Raw genomic sequence first — 20,846 nt, forward strand, 5'->3', positions numbered from 1 at the left:
AAAGCAGATTTATCTGTATATAAAAGTACTTTTAATTCAAGTATTCCCAAAATTTGAGTGCTTTTAACAATTTATGAAAAATCAAAAGTGAAATGGGGTAATGAAGTTGTGCAAATTGTTTGTAGTAAGAGCTTTAGCTCTTAATCTAAGGACTGAAGTCCTTACTAAAAACCATTCACCAATGCTTTACGGCTGATTAAAAGTAATGCGGTCGATCGGTCGAGTGGAGAGATATCATTAATAAGAGGGTTGGGGCAGCACAACATAAAGAAACTAAGCGTATGACTCGTTGCTTAACAATACTATTGAATGAGCCGATTTATTTCCCAATACAAAACTTACTAAAAATCCGATCTAAAACAGATTCTGTTGCTTCTTCTCCGGTAATTTCTCCTAAAGCGTTAATTGCACCCCGTAAATCTATTGTCCAAAAATCAAAGGGTAGTTCTTGCTCAATTGTGATTTGCACTTGTTCTAAAGATGATTTCGCTTTGATTAATGCAGCAGCTTGACGTTGGTTAATTGCTATATCCATATCTGAAGCTTCTATATTGCCAATTTCTACCTGTTCTAAAATCGCTGTTTCTAATGCTTCAATTCCTTGATTTTTTGCTGCTGCCGTCAAAATTTGAGATTTTAACAACGGATGTTTTTGTTTGATATTTGCAATTTGATTTTGAGTTAATTTATTTTGACTATCTTCTACCAAATCAATTTTATTAATTACTAATATCACAGGACGATGCTTTACTTGTTCGTAAATTATTTCGTCATCCTTTGTCCATCCCGTTGTTGCATCGATGGTAAATAATACTAAATCGGCTGCTTGTGCGGCACTCCGCGAACGTTCGACACCAATTTTTTCTACTCGATCTTCGGTATCGCGAATACCTGCTGTATCTAGTACTTGTACGGGTATGCCGCCCACAACTAACTGCGATTCAACTACATCGCGAGTGGTTCCCGGTAATTCCGTGACAATTGCGCGATCGCTACGACTCCAAGCATTTAATAAACTTGATTTTCCCACATTCGGACGACCAACAATAGCGACTTTTAAACCCGTGCGTAACAGTTCGCCTTTATCGGCTGTTGCAATTAATTCGGTCATTTTTAAGATGACTTTTTCAATCTCCGAGACTATTGCTTCAGCATCTAAAGGAGGTAAATCTTCCTCAAAATCAATCCGTGCTTCAATTTCTGCCACAATATCCAAACATTTAGCGCGTAACTGACGGATAGAATCGGCTAATTTTCCTTGCAAACCAGCCAGTGCTGTTTGAGCAGCTTGAGGAGATTTTGCACCAACCAAATCGGAAATGCTCTCGGCTTGAGATAAATCGATGCGTCCGTTCAAAAAGGCTCTGAGCGTAAATTCTCCCGGTTGTGCGAGTCTTGCGCCGCCTTCCAGACATAATTTTAATACCTGCTGCACCGCCATAATTCCCCCGTGACAGTGGAATTCTACAACATCTTCGCGGGTATACGAGCGAGGGGCTTTCATGACTAACAAAAGCGCTTCATCTACCAATTTTTGCGTTTGGGGATGACGAATATAACCGTAAAGAATCCGGTGCGATTCTACAACTTGTTTTCCCGGAGCGTGGAAAATAGAATCAGCAATTTGTAAAGCTTCTTCTCCAGAAACCCGCACAATTCCCACACTACCCTGTTGAGGGACAACAGCAGTGGCGATCGCCGCGATAGTTCCAGTTGTAGCAAAGGTTTGAGGCATTGGGAGTTGGGATGAGAGGAGGGATGGGGGATGGGGGGATGGGGAGACAAGGGGAAATTTATAATTATTAACTATTAACTCTTAACTCTTAACTCTTAACTATTAACTCTTGACTCCTAACTCTCCCTCTTGAATCCAAAATCTAAAAGAAACGCATCCGTTGTTAAAATCTAAAATCCAAAATCGGATTGCGCGTTAATATTTATCCAGAAGCTAATATCTGCTTGAAAAAGTATTAGTTAAGAGGGGAGACACTATGGAAGAACAAAAAATCAATTGCGCTGAAGCCTGCGTTAATGGCTGTGTTTTAGGAGACAAATGCCCGAATAAAGAGTATGGGCAAGAAGCATCACAATTTATTCAAGATACTTCTTTAGACAAAATGCTCGAAATGGCGGAAATCGCTAGAATGAAAAAATTGTCGGAGCCGCCTAAATGGGTGATTCCCGATGAAATTTGATTAATTTTAGTTCAATTAGTTGAATTATAGGACAAATTATAGGACAGCCCAAAGTGGCTGTCTTACTCCCTTCCCGGCAGAAGATTACCGATAAAAAAAACCGCAGAGACGCAGAGAGCGCAGAGGAAAGAGGTAAAAAGAGATAGGTAATCTTAGAGCGGAATAGGAGTAATTCCCAAATTTTTATTTTAAATTTATTTTATAAATCATCCACATCTATATTCAATTCTCTTAATTTTGCTGCTAGACGTTCGGCTCTTTGAGCTTCTTGATTTGCTCTTTGAGTTTCTTGATTTGCTCTTTGAGCTTCTTGATTTGCTCGTTGTGTTTCTTGCTGTGCTAATTCTTGTGGAGTCGGAAGAAGTTCCCCTTCAGGAGTAAAATAACGTAATTTTTCTTCATAAATTCCGAGAAATAAACCTAACTGCTCGCTCCATAACCAACCTTGCTCCGAGGCTTCAAGTGGCTGATATTCACCACGAGATAAGTAGAATCCTTTGAATTCTAAACTATTTGGGTCAAACCAGAAATAATCTGGAGTGCGAAAGGTATCCTGATAAATTTTCTTCTTTAAATCTCTATCTGTTGCTGCGGTGGAATCGGAAAGTATTTCGACGATAATATTTGGATACTTGCCGTCTTCTTCCCACACTACCCAACTTTTACGCGGTTTGCGTTCGGTTCCCAATACTGCGAAAAAATCTGGCCCGCGAAACTTTTCTGACTTAAGCTGACGGTTACTGTAGTATATCGTCAAATTCCCGGCAACGTAAAAGTCATTGCGGTTTTGCCAAAATAATTCTAAGCACTGTATCAGCAGAATCATTTGCTTTAAATGTAAATCGCTTTCCAAAGGTGGCTCGTCGCTATATAAATCTCCTGGAGGAAATATTACATCATTTGGGATATCTAATTCTGGAGTTTCTAATTCTGGCGTTTTTAATTGTTTGGCGACAGACATAGTGGCAAGTATAGAAGTGCTATAAGTCTAGCGTAGCGTGAGAACCGCCATCACCTACTGACAAGACTATTCCTAATTTGGGTAATTTCACGTATGCTTAAGTTAACCGAAACTAAGCTGAAGATAAAGTTAATGAAAAACCTTTTATTAGGAAGCGTTGCACTTTTACTTTCAATACAAAGTTCAGCCTTAGCTGTTTCTCAAAGATTATCGAGCCAAACAGTTTGTCAGGAAGGTAAACCAGAATGTTTAGAGCTTGTTATTCAAGAAATGGAGCGCAGATACGAACCACTCGAAGCACAACGCGATCGAGATGGGATTTTTGCTCTTAGTTATTTACGAACCACTGAAAAATTGCAGCAATTGTTTGATACCGTTGGTTTTGAGAATCCTGCATCAATAATTAGAGAAGATGCACTTTTTGCAGATTATTATTTTGAAGCTTATGATAACTATCACCTTGGTACGGGTAATGTTCCAACTGCTTGGCAAATAGCTTTTGATGCAGCAGAAAATCAATCGGTATCTGGTACGGGAAATTTGGTTTTAGGAACTAGCGCCCACATCTTACGCGACTTACCTTTTGTGTTATATGAACTCGACCAAAAAGGAACTCCCATAAGTCTTACAGACCACAATCTTTTTAACGAAGTCCTTCTACAGGTAGATGTATTAGGAGAACTAGCACAAAAATTCGATCCAACAATTGATGATGACGATTTGCCAGGTACTTCTGATGATTTGGAAAGATTTCAAGTCGTAGCATTATGGCGCGAACTAACATGGCGTAATTATGAAAAATTACGAGATGCTCCAAATGATGCATCGCTGGCACAAGTAGCAGCAGAAATAGAAGGTTTATCAGCAGCGACTGCAACATCACTGTTTGAGCAATTCAAAAATCCCACACCACCCATATCTGTACCGGAACCATCTTCTACGCTTTTTTTACTTTTCATCGGTACTTATGGTGCAGTTTTGCATATTAAGAAGACACGTCGTAATCAATTATAAGTACATAAAAAGCTTTATCAATCAAATATATAAAGAAAACTACAATATCCCATACCAGCTTCAAACCTAGAAGATAGAATAATTGCGGCGTATCGCAAACTATAACAATCATGGGAATATCAGCTATAGCTTTAGAAAAATTACTTGCTCGTCAAAAGCTACCGGATTTTTTCGGTACCGAAGCAGTAAAACCCAGCTACGACGGACTTGGTTTGAGTAATATTGCTTCCTTAGCAATTGAATGGCTGGCTCCTGATGCTCCAACTTTGAGCGAAGAAACAGCAACACCTGCTTTCAATCCAGAATTATTAGGAGTATCTGAAATATCTGAAGCTTGGAAATCTTGGCAGAATCAAGCACCAATCAATCATGTGGTGCTGTTAATTTTGGATGGATTTGGTTACGAACAATTACAAAGTCTTGCAAATTCTAAGGATGCTCCGAACATAGCCCAAGCGCGCGATAGCCCTGAAGCTTTTTTCATGCCTGCAACATCGGTTTACCCTAGCACTACCGTGACAGCTTTAACTTCTGCTGCGACTGGTTACGCTCCCGCACAGCATGGGATGATGGCAACTAATCTTTATATGCGCGAAATTGGCACCATAGTTAATTTTATTGGCTTTAGTCCCCAAGTTGCTGCTAGTAGAGGCTCTTTCCCAGATACAATATTTAACCCCGAAACTTTGCTTCCCGTACCAAATATATATTTACGCATGGAAAAAGCGGGGATAGATGTAGAAATTATCAATTTTGACCAGTTTAAACAAACAAGTATCAGTAGATTTACCAGCGCTGGTGCAGAAGCAGGAACTAATAATTTTAAAGGTTATCGCACACCCTCAGATGCTTTTTCTCAACTGCGCGAACGTTTGTTAGCAAGAAGCTGCCAGCAGAAAAGTTTTACTTATTTATACGTACCTACTATAGATTCAGTTTCTCACCGTTATGGGCCGCTGAGTTCTTCTTATAAAGCGGAAGTCGCTACTTTAGATTTTGCTTTAAAAAAACAACTTATCGAACCTTTAGCGGGTCGTAATGATACCGTTTTATTACTAACAGCAGACCACGGACAAAGGTATAATCCCTTAGAAAATACGCTTTGGTTAGAACAGCATCCCGAATTAACTCAAAATTTATTTGCTCCAGCAACGGGTGAAGCGCGAGTTCGTTATTTACATATTAAGCACGATAAACAAGCTGCTGTTGCAGATTATATTAAGCAGAATTTTAGCGAAAACTTTTTTGCCATAACCCCATCAGTTGCGGTGGAATTAGGATTATTTGGAATTCCAGGTAAACCTTTGAGCATAGAAGCTGAAGATAGAATTGGTGATTTACTACTTATTTCACCTAAAGACTGGATATGTCGGCAGCATATAACTAATGAAGAACGCTATAAAGGACATCTTGGAGTTCATGCTGGTTTAAGTAGTGCTGAAATGTTGATTCCGTTTCTTGCTTATCGGTTTTAGGGAGATTGGGGGATGGGTAATTAGGAAATAGAACCTTTATAAATGACAGTATTGTGATAATTTCGCTGTTTTTAAAGTTTAAATTCACCGGATGGCGACGATAGTATTTGCATCATAATAGATAGCGTATAGTTATCTAGCAAGACTAGGATTGACTCTCATAAGATAATCCTGAAATATTTGATGTGCAGTTTTATGATCGCCCTCTGGAGACATATTACACATCCACCATAAAAAACTGCTTTGGTAACATCTTGGGCGATCAGTTGCAATTAATCGACCAAGATGTTCGCAATTCCAGCCTGTAAAAGTGTATTCCCAATTAGAAAAAACATGGAGGGCTTGTTTTATCCGCTCAATAATTTGTTCTGGCTTAAAAGTAATATCGTCAATACCAACAACAAATTTGGCCTCCTTTCTTTCAAATGGACATAATCCTTGACCTATAGATTGTTATCAAATGGAATTAGAAGTCTACTAACGCGATACATTTCCCGAAGATTGGGCTATGACTCAAAACAATTTGGGTACGGCTTATAAAACTCGCAAAAACGGCGATAAATCGGAAAATATCGAAATCGCAATTCAACACTATTTTGCCGCACTTGACGTATACCAACGTTCGGTATTTCCGTATCAATGGGCGACAATTCAATATAACTTGGGCAATGTGTATTGCGATCGCGTTACTGGTGAAAAGGCTGAGAATATGGAAATAGCCATATTATCTTACAATGCAGCCTTGGAAGTGTATCAACTAAATCTAGTTCCCCAGCAATGGGCAATGACCGAAAATAATGGGATACAAGCCCCGTGCTAAAGCATCGGCTTTCTGGTAAAATCGAACTAGTCGCTATAGGGCATTGGGAGACTTTAAACGGACATGGAGGGAAGGTAAGACTAATTTAATTAGCGCATCCGGGCGAAGTGTCAAGGAATCCTCGCTCTTTTAAGACGAGGAGGCATGTCAATCAATATAATTTGGGCAATGCCTATAAACAGCGCATTCGGGGTGACAATAATGAAAACTTGCAAAAAGCTGATGAATGTTATTTAGCTGCGATGGAAGTTTATAAGCGATATCGCGATCCTGAAGAAGAATAAGTGAGTAGGGAATGGGGAATATTAATTTGTAGTTCCAGTTAATTTCCTGTACTAGGGAACATCTTGCTCGCACTACGAATTTATCTTTTCCCACTACTCCCTACTCCCCATTCCCTACTCCCTGCTCCCTACTTTCTTTTCACAACTTATCAAACATCAAACTTTGATATTCTTGCTCGGTAACAATGTCCAAAGTGCTTTCAACTTTATCTAAAAATACTAACCCTTCAAAATGGTCGTATTCATGCTGAAAAATACGAGCAACAAAATCTGTTAATTGTTGATGCACTAAATTACCGTATTTATCAGTATATTCAACTTCAATAGTCCGATATCTCGGAACTAATCCTCTAATTCCCGGAATACTCAAACAACCTTCCCAATCTTTAACTAACTGATTAGAAAAATCGACAATTCGAGGATTAATCATTGCTGTAGGTTGCATCAAAGGAGCCTTTGGATACCTAAGATTAGGACGAGAAGCAACGATAAAAACGCGAGAGCTACTAGCAACTTGCGGCGCTGCAATACCAACACCGTTAGCATCTTTCACTGTTGCCAACAAATCATCAATCAGCTTTTGAATACTTTCGGAATGAATGTCTTTAACAAATTCTGCTTTCTGCCGCAGAATCGGATTACCTAATTGAATGATAGAAAGTTTTTCAGACATAAAATAAATTGGGAATTGGGAATTGGGAATTGGGGATTGGTAATTGTTTATTCTACCCCCTCTCTCCTTGTCCCCCCCTCTCCCCATCTCCCCATCTCCTAATTCCCCTCAGCTGGTGGTAAAGGTGCAGGTGTAACTGCTAAGTTTACAGTTGTGCCGTTGCGTTTGACTTCTACATTCAATTGCTGACCGATTTTACTTTCTTCTACTAATTTTTGTACGTCTTCATTACGTTTCACGGATTGGTTATTGATACTTACAATAACGTCTCCTGCTTTTAATCCACCTTGAGAAGCTGGTGAACCGCTCATGATACGTATTAATAAAACGCCTTCCGAAGCCGAAATGCTAGGATTCCCGATTTCACTGTTCAGTTTTTCTTTAACCTCTGGTGTCAGCGTCACCATCTGAATTCCTAGATAGGGATGATCTACTCTCCCTTTAGCTATTAATTCTTGAGAAATTCTTTTAACTGTGTTGACAGGAATAGCAAATCCTAAACCTTGCGCGCCTCGAATAATAGCGGTATTCATACCTATTACTCGTCCTTGAGCGCTTAATAAAGGGCCGCCGGAATTGCCGGGGTTGATTGCAGCATCGGTTTGAATATAATCAACTCGCTTATCAGATGCACCAATATCGCTGCTGGAACGCCCAGTAGCGCTAATAATTCCAGAAGTTACCGTGTAGTTTAAACCCAAAGGATTACCGATGGCAATTACGGCTTCTCCTGGCTGCAATGTTTCCGAATCTCCTAAAGAAACTGTGGGTAGTTGATCTGCATCAATTTTAATTACGGCAACATCTGTTACCGGATCTTCACCTAATACCTGACCCTTAAATTTACGACCATCTTTCAATTCAACGGTTACGCGATCGGCACCATCGACTACGTGAGCATTAGTTAATATTTCACCATTAGAATTGATAATAAACCCAGAACCGTTTCCTCTTTGCTCTCTTTCTGTGGGTTGTGTTGGAACTCTACTTCCAAAAAATCTCCGAAAAAATGGGTCGTTAAATTCATCTGGAACGCTGGAAGTGACTGTTCTGGAAGTATCAATACGAACTACAGCGGGGCCTACTTCTTGGACTACAGAAACCACAAAGTTAGGGTCTCTTGACTCTCTAAAGATTGGCGGCGGAGCTATTTTAGCAACATTATCATTTTGACCTTGGGCTTGCGCTGTCCGCTCTTGTGTTCTGCTACCCATAATCTTACTGGGCAAAGAACAACCGCTAATAAAAGCTGTGCTTAAGGTAACAAGAAAAGTTAATATAAAGTTTTTTGCCCAAAATTGTTGAGCCTTGTTTTTGATATAAATATTACTTAATCGCGGTTGATGCTCTTTTTTATTCATGTGATTTTATTTCTCCGTATGATTGCGTGAATGGTAGGATATTGCCTACCGGATGAATCTAAAAATAATTACAGTGTAAAACCTAGTTTCCGGTATAGATTGCTGGAGTTGCCATGAAAGCAGCAAAACTACTTTTACAAATATCTTCTCCAAACGACGATTACCTAACAATCGGTGGTTGATAATGTCTGACAAGATAGAAAATTTATGGTCTGAGGTATTGGAACGTTTACAATTAGAACTTTCGCGTCCCACCTTTGAAACTTGGATTAAAACAGCGATCGCCGAAAAATTGGAAAATAACTGTTTGGTAATTCGTACTCCCAATCCCTTTGCTCGCAATTGGTTACAAAAGTATTACATAAAAACTATAGCTTCGGTAGTACAGGATATACTTGGTCATCCGGTAGGTATTTATTTTACGGTTACGAGCGGCGATAATGTTGTTAACATCAACGACAATGAACCAGGGATTCAAACACCTAAGACGAATATTCCCAAAAATATTGACATAAACGGACAAAAAACATCAATTTTAAATCTAAAATATGTATTTTCCCGTTTTGTAGTTGGTGCAAACAATCGCTTGGCTCATGCTGCATCTTTAGCAGTAGCTGAATCTCCCGGCAAGGAATTTAATCCTTTATTTTTATATGGCGGTGTGGGATTGGGAAAAACCCATCTAATGCAGGCTATAGGTAATTATCGCTTAGAAATTTTCCCATCGGCAAAAATATTTTACGTTTCTACCGAACAGTTCACTAATGATGTAATTAGCGCTATTCGTAATGACAGCAGACAAAGCCTTCGAGAACACTACAGGGCTGCTGATGTACTTTTAGTAGATGATATACAGTTTATTGAAGGCAAAGAATCCACTCAAGAAGAGTTTTTCCACACCTTCAATACTTTATATCAAGCAGGTAAACAAGTAGTTATCGCATCAGATCGTCCACCGAATCAAATACCTCGTTTGCAAGAAAGATTATCTTCGCGCTTCTCAATGGGATTAATTGCCGATATTCAGGCACCAGACTTAGAAACCAGAATGGCTATTTTACAAAAAAAGGCCGAATATGAAAATCTTAATTTGCCTAAAGATGTCATAGAATACATTGCTTCTAACTACACTTCAAATATTCGTGAATTGGAAGGCGCATTAATTCGGGCAATGGCGTATATTTCCATTTGGGGTTTACCCATGACGGTGGAAAATATCGGCTCGGTTTTAGAACCACAAGTTGAGCAGGTGGAAGCAACTCCAGTGGCAATTTTAAGCATAGTAGCCGATACCTTTAACCTTTCGATTGAAGATTTGAAAAGCAATTCGCGACGACGAGAAATTAGTTGGGCTAGACAAATCGGAATGTACCTGATGCGGCAATACACCGATTTAAGTTTCCCTCGAATCGGCGAAGAATTTGGTGGCAAAGACCATACTACAGTTATCTACAGTTGTGACAAAATTGCTCAACTCAAAGAAACCGATCGTAATTTAGCGCAAACCCTGCGTCAACTTAGCGATCGCATCGGCATGAACAGATCCAAATGAAAATGAATCATATCGAAGTCAACTGGCAAAAAAGCATTTTCCTGCATTAGTTTGCCCAAAAAACTAATCTTCTGATTTTCTGTAATAATTTAAGAGTATTATGAAGGTTAAGCACTGTATAAAAAGTCATTAACAACAAACAAGATTGTGGAAAACTTTTGGCAAATTTGTGGAAAACTCAGCTATTTACTAACTGCCTGTGGAAAAACTAACTCTTTTTCCACAGGTTTTTCCACAATTAGTTGTTTATAGAACCTTCTTCGAGAAAGGCTGTGATGAGTTTTCCACAACTTCCCCAAATATGGCTATTAAAATAGCAATAATTTTTTTCTAGCTACAAATATGCGATTTAGAACTTAGCGCAGCGAGTTTCAATAACTAGTCTTTATTTTTATGTTGGACGAGAAAAACGAAGCAATATCTAACTTAAAGCTTCTGATTAGTTATAAAAATAAATTCATTTTTCTAAATTAAAAATGTTTTTATATGAAAATATTAATTGCGATCTATTAGCTTTTACCGCAAAATAACTTATTAATAGCAGCGATGGGGGCGGCAAAAAAGAATATTCTTGTAAGATGATTGTTTGTTTAGAAATCAAACAGGAGTATCTTGTTGTTTGATATATTTTTTGAGAATATCGAGAGCATCCCATTATGAAAATAGTTTGCAGCCAAAGCGATTTAAACACTCATCTCTCACTGACTTTCCGTGCTGTTCCTTCGCGCCCGACTCATCCCATACTTGCCAACGTGCTTCTGCAAGCAGATGCTGCAAATAGTCAAGTGAGCTTAACAGCTTTCGATTTAAGTTTGGGAATTCGTACCAGTTTCAATGCCGAAGTTCTAGAAGGAGGAACAATAACTCTTCCAGCCAAGCTACTTAATGATATAGTTTCTCGTTTACCAGAAGGAGAAATTATCCTTGATGATACAATTCCAGATAAAGTTGATGGGCAGCAACCAGTGGATAACGGTTTAACCGTCACCCTAAAGCCAAAAAGCGGACGCTATCAGGTACGGGCAATGGGTGCGGAGGAATTTCCCGAACTACCCGTAACCGAAAACGATAAAGCAATTCATCTTCCTATTAGTGCATTAATTGAAGGCTTGGGAGGTTGTTTGTTTGCTACAAGTGCAGATGAAAGCAAGCAAGTTCTTACAGGAGTACATTTAACGGTAAAGCAAGACACTTTAGAATTTGCAGCTACAGACGGACATCGTTTAGCAGTAGTAGAAACTACAAACGAAAATCTAAATGATGATGAGCAACCAGATTCCGTACAGGTAACGCTACCAAGCAAAGCTTTACGAGAATTGGAAAGAATGTTGGCTCATAGTTCAAAAGAAGATGAGCCTGTAGCAATGTATTTCGATAGTGGGCAAGTAGTGTTTGAATGGCAAAATCAGCGTTTAACCAGCAGAACATTAGAAGGACAATATCCCGCTTACCGTCAACTTATACCTAATTCATTTGAACGAGAATTAACTTTAGATAGAAGACAACTCATTAGCGCATTAGAAAGAATTGCCGTATTAGCCGACCAAAAAAACAATATTGCCAAACTTAGCATCGATAGCGAATCTCAAGAAATTACATTGTCAGTAGAAACCCAAGAAATTGGTAGCGGAATGGAATCTATGCCAGCGCAAATAAAAGGAGATGATATTGATATTGCTTTTAATATTAAATATTTGATGGAAGGTTTAAAAGCGTTACCTTCAGTAGAAATTCAAATGCAGTTAAATAATAATTTAGCTCCCGTTATCTTTTCCCCCGTTGGAGGAATTAAGATGACTTATTTAGCAATGCCAGTGCAGTTGAGAAGCTAAGAATTGGGTGTTGGGCATAGGGGATGTGGGATTGGGAGAGAGGGGGTAGTAGAGTGGGAAGAGGGGGTAGAAAATTCTTTTAACTCTTAACAATTACCAATGCCCCATTCCCAATTTATCTACTTTGCTTAATCGGAATTTCAATTGAGAATTCTGTGCCTTTATTAGGTAAAGATTTACAGTTGAAAATTCCATCATGTTTATCAACTATTATCTGATAGCTAATTGATAATCCTAAACCAGTTCCTTTTCCTACTGGTTTAGTTGTAAAAAATGGGTCAAACATTCTTTTCATAACTGTTTCAGTCATTCCTAACCCGTTGTCAGCGATACGAATTACAAGTTGATTATTATCTTCGCTAATCTGAGTACAAATCCTAATTTTAGGAATTAAAGATTGTTTATTGTCACTTTCTATTTCCCAAAAACTGCTGCTAATTCCCTCTTCTAATGCATCAATTGCATTGCTCAAAACATTCATTAATACTTGATTTAGCTGTCCCGCATAACATTCTACTTCTGGTAAGTTGCCGTATTCTTTAATTACTTCAATACCGGGACTATCTGGTTTTGCTTTTAAGCGGTATTGCAAAATTAATAATGTACTTTCAATACCTTGATGAATATCGGCACCTTTTAAATCTGCTTCGTCAAGTCGAGAAAAATTACGTAGCGATAAAACAATTTCGCGAATGCGCGAGGCTCCTATCTTCATCGAAGAGAGCATCTTTGGTAAATCATCAACTAAAAATTCTAAATCAATTTCATCTGCTCGCTCGCTAATTTCGCAATTATTTCCGTTACAATCTTGATAAAGTTCTAAAAGACCCAGCAAATCTTTTGTATATTGATGAATATGATTGATATTGCCGTAAATAAAGTTAACTGGATTGTTAATTTCGTGTGCTATTCCTGCAACTAATTGTCCCAAAGAAGACATTTTTTCGCTTTGAACTAATTGAGTTTGAGCTTTTCTTAAATTATTAAGTGTTTGTGCTATTTGTTCGGTTTGCAATCTGCTTTGATTTAATAATTCTGCTTGCTGGAGTGCTACACCAAATTGAATCGCCGTTTGACACAAGAATTTTATTTCCGATCCTTGCCAGTGACGGGGGGCAGAGTTTTGATAAGCTGCGAGCATTCCCCAAAGTTTTTCACCAATAAAGATTGGCGCGATCGCATATGCTTTTGCTTGAAATCGCTCCAAAAGTTCTATATGACAATCGGCGTAATCTGCTTGATAGATATCATCTACTGCAATGCTTTGATTGAAGCGACATCGCCCGCCTTGGGTTTCTTGTATATAACTATCTTTCCAAAGCTTTACAATATTTGAACCTACCAGTTTTACCCAACCTTCATTGACAAACTCAGCAATAAACTCACCACTCCAATCAGCATTAAAACGATACACCGCGACTCTATCGGCTTGCAACCATTGACAGACTTCTTGAGTTGTAGTTTGAAAAATAACGTCTAAATCCAGAGATTCTCTAATTTTAGTAACTACTTCAAACAATATTTTTCGCTGTTTAGCTGCTTGTTGTAATGCATCTGTACGCTGTTTTACTTGTTTTTCTAAATTGGAATTAAAATCTTGTAGTTGTTGGTGTAAGTCGTATTGATGAATTGCTGTAGAAAATTGAGTTCCTAATTTTTCGGCTAATTCTATCTCTTCCTTTGTCCATTGACGAGCTTGTGCGGTTTTCGATTCTCGCCATATTTCAAATGATTGTCGTGGATAAATTTGCCTTTCATCTGAGTCAAATCGTCCAGCCCAAAGGGTTTCTGTATCTATTTCTTCGCGAAAAATGCTTAAGTAACCGAGCAGTTGCTGATGATATTGGAGGGGAATCATCAAAATGCTACGAATTTTAGTTCCCTGAAAAGCAGTTTGTAAATTTCGTAAGCCGGGGATTTGATTTATATCGGAAATTGCCCAAACATTATAATTATTAGACTTATAATATTCTTTCCAAATACTATACTGTTCCATCAAAGAATATTTTGATAAGTCTGGCATTACTGGTTGCTTACCGTCGGTATAAAGTTTTATTAGTTCGCTGCCAGTTTCTAAGCATTCCGTGAAACTTTTAAAATTTGGATTTCCAATACAAAGCCTACCTCCGCAACCTTCAAAAGCTGCAACAGTTTTTTCTAAAGCTGCTTGCAATGGAATATCTTTGAGTGAATGCAGTAAGGTTGCGATATTATTAATAATCGCTTCTCGTTTAGCTTGAGAGCGAGCTTCGGTAAGAAGAAAATCTTGAGTAATAGCTAGTGATAGTTGTGCTACAAGCATTTGCATTACTTTTAATTCTTGTTCCGAAACCGAGCGGGATTCCGAATGATGAGATACTAATAATCCCCAAAGCTGCTCTTGATGAAAAATTGGTGTGACAACAGAAGACTTTACGCCCATTGCCGTCAGATATTCTATATGGCATGGATCGACATTACGATAAGAGATATCTTCTGAAATAATTTCTCCGGTTTCCCTTTCATATACCGCACTTTTACCAATTTGTCCCGTTTCTACATTAACAATAGAACGCACCCGCGACTTAACAAACATTTCCCGAGCATGAGCGGGAATATCATCTGCGGGAAAATTCAGTCCCAACAAAGAAGGCAGTATATTATCATGAATTGATTCAGCAACAACTTTACCGCTACCATCAGGATGAAACTGATAAACCATTACTCGATCAATAGCAAGAAAAAATCTCACTTCTGCTACTATTCTTGTAAAGGTTTCTTTTAATTCTAATGAACTACGAATACAATTTGTAATTCGGTAGATAAAATCATCTTGCTCGATATTCTTCCGCAAGAGTTTCTCCTGAGATAAAGTCATTTTTAATAAGAGGGAACAGCGAATTTTTATTTTAAATCTAAAAACATTGTGAAATATGATTGCTTACAATGTCTTCCGTGAGAATACTGCCTTATTTCTTAATAAAACTTAATTCTCTAATCAAATAACTGATTCTTTTTAATAAAAATATTAGCTTATTAAGATACGTATATAAGTAAAGGTGGGATAATACCCACCTGTAATCATTATAATTAAGCCTTTACAACTTCAGAAAAACGAATTTTCAAATAATCATCTTCCATCTTGGCCCCAGATGGTTGGAGTGCCGCTAAGGCTTGTGGAAGCACTAGATTACGGCGATGATTGCCAATAGTAATATTTAATTCATCTCCGCTTTTGCTTAAATTTACTTGGTCTTTAGGAATGCCGGGCAAATATAACTCTAAGCTGTATTGATTTTGATCTTGGACAACTCGAATAGTATTTTCTTTGTAATAAACTTGAGTTGGATCTTCGTCTTTATAAAGCGTTTCCTTGAGTCTTTCTAAAGCTTCTAAACCACACATTTCTTCCGAATAAAGCGGAACTTCCTTTACTGGTAAAGGATGAAAGTTATCATGTAATTCTTGACGATATTGTTCTTGATTTTCTTTCCACCTTTGAAAGAATGGATCTTGCACTTCTTGAGGAATAATCCGATTTGCTATGACTAAATCTGTTGAGACATTATACAAGCTTAAGTAAGCATGAGCGCGAAGAGATTCTTTAATTACCATCTTTTCTGGATTTGCAACAAGACGTACCGAAGTTTGAGTATTATCAGTTAATACTTTTTCTAACGCTTCGATTTGCTGATAAAACTCATAAGGTGCATCCATCACCTCTCTATCCGGTAGCGAAAAACCAGCGATAGGTCTAAAAATCGGCTCTACTAAAGGACGCAACGCTACCGAAATATTTTGAAATGGCTTGTAAAAACGCCGCATATACCAACCGCCAACTTCTGGTAAACTCAGCAACCGTAAAGCCGTACCAGTAGGAGCAGAGTCAATAATTAAAACATCATATTCACCATCATCATAATGACGTTTCATTCTTACCAAACCGAAAATTTCATCCATCCCCGGTAGAATCGCCAACTCTTCAGCCTGTATTCCCTCCAATCCCCTAGCCTGCAAAACTTGAGTAATATAGCGCTTTACAGCACCCCAGTTTCCCTCAAGTTCCAACAGCGCATCTAATTCCGCACCCCACAAATTTGGACGAACTTCTTGCGCTTCGTGTCCGAGTTCCATATCAAAACTGTCAGCTAGAGAATGGGCTGGATCTGTACTTAAGACAAGAGTGCGATAACCCAATTCAGCACAACGCAGTCCAGTAGCGGCAGCAACCGAAGTTTTACCCACACCACCTTTACCTGTCATTAAAATTACGCGCATGAATAATCTTTATTTCCTGAGAAGCTTTTACATTTATTTACATACATATATATATTATGAACTCTTTGAGGATGAGAAATGCTGTTTAACTACATCCAATCGCGAACATTTCCAGTAATCAACGTGAGAAATTATTAAACCATCAGAATTTATCCCCAAGGTACTCCATCCAGGGATAGAAATTCGCGGTTTCCAGGGTACAGGAGTATTCCAGTTAAGAGTCCATTCCATTTTGATGGTGTCTCCTTCTCTGCGAATATCATGCAAATCCATCTTAGGGTTAAGAAAGAAAGTTTCAATAAACTTAATCATCAACTTATAGCGTCTAACCCCATTAAACTCATTCATCGGATCTTTGAAATAAACATCCTCCGCATAAAGACTATAAGTTTGATTTTTAGGAAAACGATGATAATCTTCCTTTAAAATTTCTAAAACATTCATAATCAATTACCAATTACCAATTACCAATTACCAGTTATCGTAAAAAACGAGCGTTTATTAATTACATAGTTGTTCACTGCTCACTGCTCACTGTTAACTGATTACTGTTCATTCCACAATCTTTCTAATTGTCCTCGCCAAGCAGTTAAAACTCTTTCTCGTGCTTCGGGACTTTGATCCATTTCACCCATTAAACCTTCAGCATAAAAACGCTCCAGATTTTGCATTGTTGCTTCTAAAGATTTTCCTTGCTGTTTAGAAGCTTGAACAATTTCTTTAATCTTGGTTTCAGTTAAGCGACTAAAAGCATCATTTACACCTAGTTCATACAGAGAAATTAATCTGGCGATCGCATCGCGTAAATCTTCTACAACCAAGCTGGCGCAACTGTGCTGAAATACTCCCCACAAAACATCTTGATGTAATGCGTAGCGTACTTGTTGAGTATCATCAAAATTGGCATCAAAAAACTGCTGTAAAAACGGTTGCGCTTGCTGTGCTGGCATAATCGGTAACAAAACTCGCAACCAAGTTTGGTCTTCGCTAAGTAGTGTCAACAGTCGAAAAGTAGGAGTTTCAATTTGCCAAGAGCCTGGTGCAAGCACTTGTATCCTAGATGTACCAAATAAATCCGCAAGCGTATCGGCAATTTCGTTATGTGTCATATTATGGCATTTGAGCTATTACTCCAGCCTACCGCTTGGGGGTATCATGCTTTATCTTCCCTAAGACTTATGCCGTATCTTAAAAATAGGGAATAGTTAGGAGTAATTAAGGTCAAAGGTTAGGAGTTAGGAATTCTAGATTTTAATGTGCAGGGATTTTGGATTAAAAAAGTTAGGAGTTTTAGATTTTAGATTATTTTTGATCTCCTATGCCCAATTCCCAATGCCCCTATCCCCAACACTCTATTTTTTATAAATTAAAAATACCGAACCAATAGCGCCGAAATTTTCTACATAGGTTTTACCGTCGTAAAATAATCCGGGAGATTCACCTCCATCAAATAATATTCCTTCTTGAACTTTACCCAAACAGTTATTTCGAGCAATTCCTTCTAAAACATCATCAAACATATCTGGTAAAAGTTCTCGATTAAGTTCTGTTATTTCAATATCGGAATTTGCTCTAGAATCATTTACTAATAAAATTACATAACCTTTGCTTGTAGTCGCAGCCATCGAACGATTTATGGCTTTTTTACAAGCAAATTCTCCTAAAGCTTCACAAATATCTTTGAATTCGCCGTTACGATAAAATCTACCGTTACCTCCGACTATGTTGTAGTTTAAAATATCACGATTTCTTCTACCTTTTGCAATAGTCGCTTGACGTGATAACGGTTTACCCCCAGATACTCCGAAAGAAGAACGGCTATTTCTAAAATCTCCCGAATAGCTAATTCCTCGCGAAATATTCAAGCCCTGGGGTTTGTCATCTACATCAATATAATCGGCATTAATTGCGGCTATAGGTTTTTTACCATTCAACAAAGCATTTTCGTCACCGATTATTTCGCGAAATAGTTTGGGAACGTATTCTTTACGCAATTTTCCGCTATCGTTTTTGGCGTAAATTTTGTGATCTAAACCTACATTTACTTTAAAATCTAATTCTTCTGATTTCGGATTAAAAATAATTACATGATTAATCCCTCTATCAAATTTTTTACCTAAATTATTGGTTTTGAAGAATTCAATACTAAAATTTCTATCTTTCCCCGGACAATTAACCGAAGATTCTTTGACTATTTTTTGCGGTATATCCTTTCGTGATGTATTTTCTTTTGCTTGCGTAATTATTAATGGCTTCTGGGCTAATGGCAAATTATCATTACTTTGATTATAAGAGCGGAAAAAGAATACACCGGCAGCTATTAATATTAAGCCGATAAAATTTTTGTTGAACATAACTAGACAATTAACTAATAAAATATTACCTGCACCCTTACGGGTATCTTATCTTCTATGTCGTTGCCAAAGAAAACACTTTGCGATGATGGCTTCTCTTTTCCCCTTACCGAGAAGATGAATGCTTCTCAGGAAGAGTTTTCGATTCGGTAGGCTTAACCACCATTGATTAAAACTTCATCTAAGATAACTATTTATTATTATTAATCGCTGCATTTTATCTCAGATAAAAAAACTCCCCGCAGAAATAATTTTGCGGGGAGATAATTAAGATTAATTCGAGTTAATTCAAAATTCTATTTTCGGAATCTCAAATTTAAGCAAACCATTCTAAAACAGCTTCATCCTTAGTATTGGTATTGCGTGATGGAGTTTCGCGATTAAACTTCATCTGAATCGAGCGGGTTTGCTCGCCGTCAACTGCAACTGCTTTAATTGGATAATCAATCAAACCGTCTTGGAAGGACATTTGGAAGCGGAATGTACCGTCAGGATTTAGTTTGATTTCGCGATCGCCAATTGTAACGGTAGCATCTGGTTCGGTTGCACCGTAAACAATCAACTCAGCGTCAGCAATTAACCAGAATTTGCGTGGACTTTGTGGAGCTACCGATGCACCCATACCAACGCCAGACATATTTACACCCGATGCTGTAGGAAGCGCCCACATACCCACGCCAGATGGGAAAATATAGGAACTAATAGCTTGCTCTGGAGACATCGAACCAGGAACTTGATGTTGAGAACCGAAGATAGAACCCGCTACCCGCATTGTTTCTGCGGATTCAGCCATGCCAAATATTTGTTCGTAAATGGGATTACCATTACCATTCACATTACCTGCTTCTGCGGTTTCCGAGATTTTCTTCGCAGGTGGTACTAATTCGTACTTAGTCTCGCCGCGTAAATCTTCTTGAAAATCAACGGTGATAAAAACATCTTCAATCCAGTCAGAAGGATACACGGGAGGAACGTGTACTCTAGCACTGCGAGCCAATGTCAACCAACGGCCGTCAGCGCAACGATAACCGATGTCAATTACATAATCGCGATCGCTAACAGGAATTGGTAAATACCATTCCCGTGCCATTTCATCACAAGGATACTCTTGAAGATTATGGGCACTTTGGTTATCTAAATTGATGTCAGTAACATCATAAATTCTTAGTGCTAATTGTTGTCCGCCTTGTTTGCGTAAATCTTCTTTATGCTCGTTGGAAATATCCCAGTAAGCATAAGCCCATTGTGGATCGCGAGGCATTAGTACAACACGACTCTCACCATAACCATTAGGTAAATCCGCAAGCCCTTCATCAACCGAAGCCAGATTACCGCCAGTTTTATCTTCTTGTCCCAACTCGAATTTTGCTGCTTCCACTGTTTCCTGTGCCTCCAATGAACGAGATTCCTGTCTGGATAATTTCTTGCTTTCTGCTTCTTGAACTGCTGCGAGTAACTGAGATTTACGCATTCGGCTATAGCGAGATATGCCGTATTCGCTGGCAACTTTACGTAGCTGCCGTAATGTCATTTCTTCTAACGGTGGGCGTTCTTTTGCCATGAGTAAAGACCTCCTAAATTTTATTTAAGAAATTTATTTTGTTTAAGGAGAGGTCGGTCTAATTACATCTACCCCAAATCTTTTTTAATCAAATTGTTAGCTTTATGCCAAACTTTCAATTTTTAATTGGCTCTATTCTCAATGAGAATATTACCGTTTGGAATATGGGGTTCAAAGTTAAACATTCTTTTTCCTTGGGAAACTTAAATCGTTAACCCCTACCTTTTATTTCTTCTGTTTTCACAACTTTCACAGTTAAGTAAAAGTTTTTTTAATCTGAGCTATAAGCATTCCTAACAACAGAAGAATCACTTGCTATTTATATTAACTTCAACACCTTGGTAGGGATCAAGGGGGTAAAGAAGACTTTTTTAACTCAATTACGAATTTATAGGCTATTCGGGGATCGCAATGTCATTATTAGTTGACATATGGGACTCAAACAGGCATCGCAAGACTTTCCAAATACTTTATTTGTCATGAAAATTTGACAAATGAGTATGATTG

At 38.2% G+C, this 20,846-nt stretch carries 17 protein-coding genes; 7 read left to right on the top strand and 10 right to left on the bottom strand.

The features are described 5' to 3' along the window. Nucleotides 1-319: 319 nt before the first annotated feature. Nucleotides 320-1,735, bottom strand: coding sequence for a tRNA uridine-5-carboxymethylaminomethyl(34) synthesis GTPase MnmE (mnmE, locus tag ACM03V_RS06880; RefSeq protein WP_414620023.1), 1,416 nt, complete (start codon nucleotides 1,733-1,735; stop codon nucleotides 320-322). A 256-nt stretch (nucleotides 1,736-1,991) separates the two neighbouring features. Here mnmE and ACM03V_RS06885 point away from each other — a divergent pair, with 256 nt between their 5' ends. Further along, on the top strand, nucleotides 1,992-2,195 hold the full coding sequence (locus ACM03V_RS06885) for a hypothetical protein (RefSeq protein WP_414620024.1): 204 nt from the start codon (nucleotides 1,992-1,994) through the stop codon (nucleotides 2,193-2,195). Nucleotides 2,196-2,394: 199 nt separating this feature from the next. Here the strand turns inward: ACM03V_RS06885 and ACM03V_RS06890 are convergent, their stop codons facing one another. Further along, nucleotides 2,395-3,156, bottom strand: a complete 762-nt coding sequence (locus tag ACM03V_RS06890; protein ID WP_414620025.1) for a Uma2 family endonuclease — start codon at nucleotides 3,154-3,156, stop codon at nucleotides 2,395-2,397. 132 nt (nucleotides 3,157-3,288) lie between these two features. Here ACM03V_RS06890 and ACM03V_RS06895 point away from each other — a divergent pair, with 132 nt between their 5' ends. The 4 genes from ACM03V_RS06895 to ACM03V_RS06910 all read left to right on the top strand — a co-directional run bounded on the left by ACM03V_RS06895 (nucleotide 3,289) and on the right by ACM03V_RS06910 (nucleotide 6,749). After that, nucleotides 3,289-4,170 (top strand): DUF5995 family protein, encoded by an 882-nt coding sequence (locus ACM03V_RS06895; RefSeq protein WP_414620026.1) that lies wholly within the window; start codon nucleotides 3,289-3,291, stop codon nucleotides 4,168-4,170. 110 nt (nucleotides 4,171-4,280) lie between these two features. Beyond that, the gene (locus ACM03V_RS06900; RefSeq protein ID WP_414620027.1) at nucleotides 4,281-5,645 is read left to right on the top strand and encodes an alkaline phosphatase family protein; all 1,365 of its coding nucleotides are present in this window, start codon (nucleotides 4,281-4,283) and stop codon (nucleotides 5,643-5,645) included. A 508-nt stretch (nucleotides 5,646-6,153) separates the two neighbouring features. Continuing rightward, complete coding sequence (locus ACM03V_RS06905) at nucleotides 6,154-6,465, top strand: hypothetical protein (RefSeq protein WP_414620028.1); 312 nt, start codon at nucleotides 6,154-6,156, stop codon at nucleotides 6,463-6,465. Between the two features lie 107 nt (nucleotides 6,466-6,572). Next, nucleotides 6,573-6,749: a hypothetical protein gene (locus ACM03V_RS06910; RefSeq protein WP_414620029.1), complete on the top strand. Its 177-nt coding sequence runs from the start codon at nucleotides 6,573-6,575 to the stop codon at nucleotides 6,747-6,749. Nucleotides 6,750-6,888: 139 nt separating this feature from the next. Here the strand turns inward: ACM03V_RS06910 and def are convergent, their stop codons facing one another. Continuing rightward, nucleotides 6,889-7,422, bottom strand: coding sequence for a peptide deformylase (def, locus tag ACM03V_RS06915; RefSeq protein WP_414620030.1), 534 nt, complete (start codon nucleotides 7,420-7,422; stop codon nucleotides 6,889-6,891). A gap of 98 nt (nucleotides 7,423-7,520) precedes the next feature. After that, nucleotides 7,521-8,783, bottom strand: a complete 1,263-nt coding sequence (locus ACM03V_RS06920) for an HhoA/HhoB/HtrA family serine endopeptidase (protein ID WP_414620031.1) — start codon at nucleotides 8,781-8,783, stop codon at nucleotides 7,521-7,523. A 184-nt stretch (nucleotides 8,784-8,967) separates the two neighbouring features. Here ACM03V_RS06920 and dnaA point away from each other — a divergent pair, with 184 nt between their 5' ends. Continuing rightward, nucleotides 8,968-10,335 (top strand): chromosomal replication initiator protein DnaA, encoded by a 1,368-nt coding sequence (gene dnaA / locus ACM03V_RS06925; RefSeq protein WP_414620032.1) that lies wholly within the window; start codon nucleotides 8,968-8,970, stop codon nucleotides 10,333-10,335. 656 nt (nucleotides 10,336-10,991) lie between these two features. Further along, nucleotides 10,992-12,167, top strand: a complete 1,176-nt coding sequence (gene dnaN / locus ACM03V_RS06930) for a DNA polymerase III subunit beta (protein ID WP_414620033.1) — start codon at nucleotides 10,992-10,994, stop codon at nucleotides 12,165-12,167. 115 nt (nucleotides 12,168-12,282) lie between these two features. Here dnaN and ACM03V_RS06935 read toward each other — a convergent pair whose 3' ends face one another. The 6 genes from ACM03V_RS06935 to ACM03V_RS06960 all read right to left on the bottom strand — a co-directional run bounded on the left by ACM03V_RS06935 (nucleotide 12,283) and on the right by ACM03V_RS06960 (nucleotide 20,339). Then, complete coding sequence (locus ACM03V_RS06935; protein WP_414620034.1) at nucleotides 12,283-15,024, bottom strand: GAF domain-containing protein; 2,742 nt, start codon at nucleotides 15,022-15,024, stop codon at nucleotides 12,283-12,285. A 212-nt stretch (nucleotides 15,025-15,236) separates the two neighbouring features. After that, nucleotides 15,237-16,424 carry a TRC40/GET3/ArsA family transport-energizing ATPase gene (locus ACM03V_RS06940; protein ID WP_414620035.1) on the bottom strand — a complete coding sequence of 396 codons (1,188 nt, stop codon included), beginning with the start codon at nucleotides 16,422-16,424 and terminating at the stop codon, nucleotides 15,237-15,239. Nucleotides 16,425-16,478: 54 nt separating this feature from the next. Then, a complete protein-coding gene (locus ACM03V_RS06945) occupies nucleotides 16,479-16,868 on the bottom strand; it encodes a DUF2358 domain-containing protein (RefSeq protein ID WP_414620036.1) in 390 nt (129 codons plus the stop codon). 101 nt (nucleotides 16,869-16,969) lie between these two features. After that, complete coding sequence (locus ACM03V_RS06950; RefSeq protein ID WP_414620037.1) at nucleotides 16,970-17,533, bottom strand: hypothetical protein; 564 nt, start codon at nucleotides 17,531-17,533, stop codon at nucleotides 16,970-16,972. Nucleotides 17,534-17,776: 243 nt separating this feature from the next. Further along, the gene (locus tag ACM03V_RS06955; RefSeq protein ID WP_414620038.1) at nucleotides 17,777-18,778 is read right to left on the bottom strand and encodes a phosphodiester glycosidase family protein; all 1,002 of its coding nucleotides are present in this window, start codon (nucleotides 18,776-18,778) and stop codon (nucleotides 17,777-17,779) included. 316 nt (nucleotides 18,779-19,094) lie between these two features. After that, complete coding sequence (locus ACM03V_RS06960; protein WP_414620039.1) at nucleotides 19,095-20,339, bottom strand: DUF4912 domain-containing protein; 1,245 nt, start codon at nucleotides 20,337-20,339, stop codon at nucleotides 19,095-19,097. Nucleotides 20,340-20,846 lie beyond the last annotated feature (507 nt).

Source organism: Calothrix sp. CCY 0018, from assembly GCF_963920925.1.
Taxonomy (GTDB): domain Bacteria; phylum Cyanobacteriota; class Cyanobacteriia; order Cyanobacteriales; family Nostocaceae; genus Rivularia.

Bases quoted from the DNA above. Each gene is read 5' to 3' on its own strand.
- dnaA (WP_414620032.1), top strand. From the start codon at position 8,968: ATGTCTGACAAGATAGAAAATTTATGGTCTGAGGTATTGGAACGTTTA.
- mnmE (WP_414620023.1), bottom strand. From the start codon at position 1,735: ATGCCTCAAACCTTTGCTACAACTGGAACTATCGCGGCGATCGCCACT.
- ACM03V_RS06900 (WP_414620027.1), top strand. From the start codon at position 4,281: ATGGGAATATCAGCTATAGCTTTAGAAAAATTACTTGCTCGTCAAAAG.
- ACM03V_RS06940 (WP_414620035.1), bottom strand. From the start codon at position 16,424: ATGCGCGTAATTTTAATGACAGGTAAAGGTGGTGTGGGTAAAACTTCG.
- ACM03V_RS06890 (WP_414620025.1), bottom strand. From the start codon at position 3,156: ATGTCTGTCGCCAAACAATTAAAAACGCCAGAATTAGAAACTCCAGAA.
- ACM03V_RS06945 (WP_414620036.1), bottom strand. From the start codon at position 16,868: ATGAATGTTTTAGAAATTTTAAAGGAAGATTATCATCGTTTTCCTAAA.
- ACM03V_RS06895 (WP_414620026.1), top strand. From the start codon at position 3,289: ATGAAAAACCTTTTATTAGGAAGCGTTGCACTTTTACTTTCAATACAA.
- ACM03V_RS06905 (WP_414620028.1), top strand. From the start codon at position 6,154: ATGACTCAAAACAATTTGGGTACGGCTTATAAAACTCGCAAAAACGGC.
- ACM03V_RS06920 (WP_414620031.1), bottom strand. From the start codon at position 8,783: ATGAATAAAAAAGAGCATCAACCGCGATTAAGTAATATTTATATCAAA.
- dnaN (WP_414620033.1), top strand. From the start codon at position 10,992: ATGAAAATAGTTTGCAGCCAAAGCGATTTAAACACTCATCTCTCACTG.
- ACM03V_RS06935 (WP_414620034.1), bottom strand. From the start codon at position 15,024: ATGACTTTATCTCAGGAGAAACTCTTGCGGAAGAATATCGAGCAAGAT.
- ACM03V_RS06955 (WP_414620038.1), bottom strand. From the start codon at position 18,778: ATGTTCAACAAAAATTTTATCGGCTTAATATTAATAGCTGCCGGTGTA.
- ACM03V_RS06960 (WP_414620039.1), bottom strand. From the start codon at position 20,339: ATGGCAAAAGAACGCCCACCGTTAGAAGAAATGACATTACGGCAGCTA.
- def (WP_414620030.1), bottom strand. From the start codon at position 7,422: ATGTCTGAAAAACTTTCTATCATTCAATTAGGTAATCCGATTCTGCGG.
- ACM03V_RS06950 (WP_414620037.1), bottom strand. From the start codon at position 17,533: ATGACACATAACGAAATTGCCGATACGCTTGCGGATTTATTTGGTACA.
- ACM03V_RS06885 (WP_414620024.1), top strand. From the start codon at position 1,992: ATGGAAGAACAAAAAATCAATTGCGCTGAAGCCTGCGTTAATGGCTGT.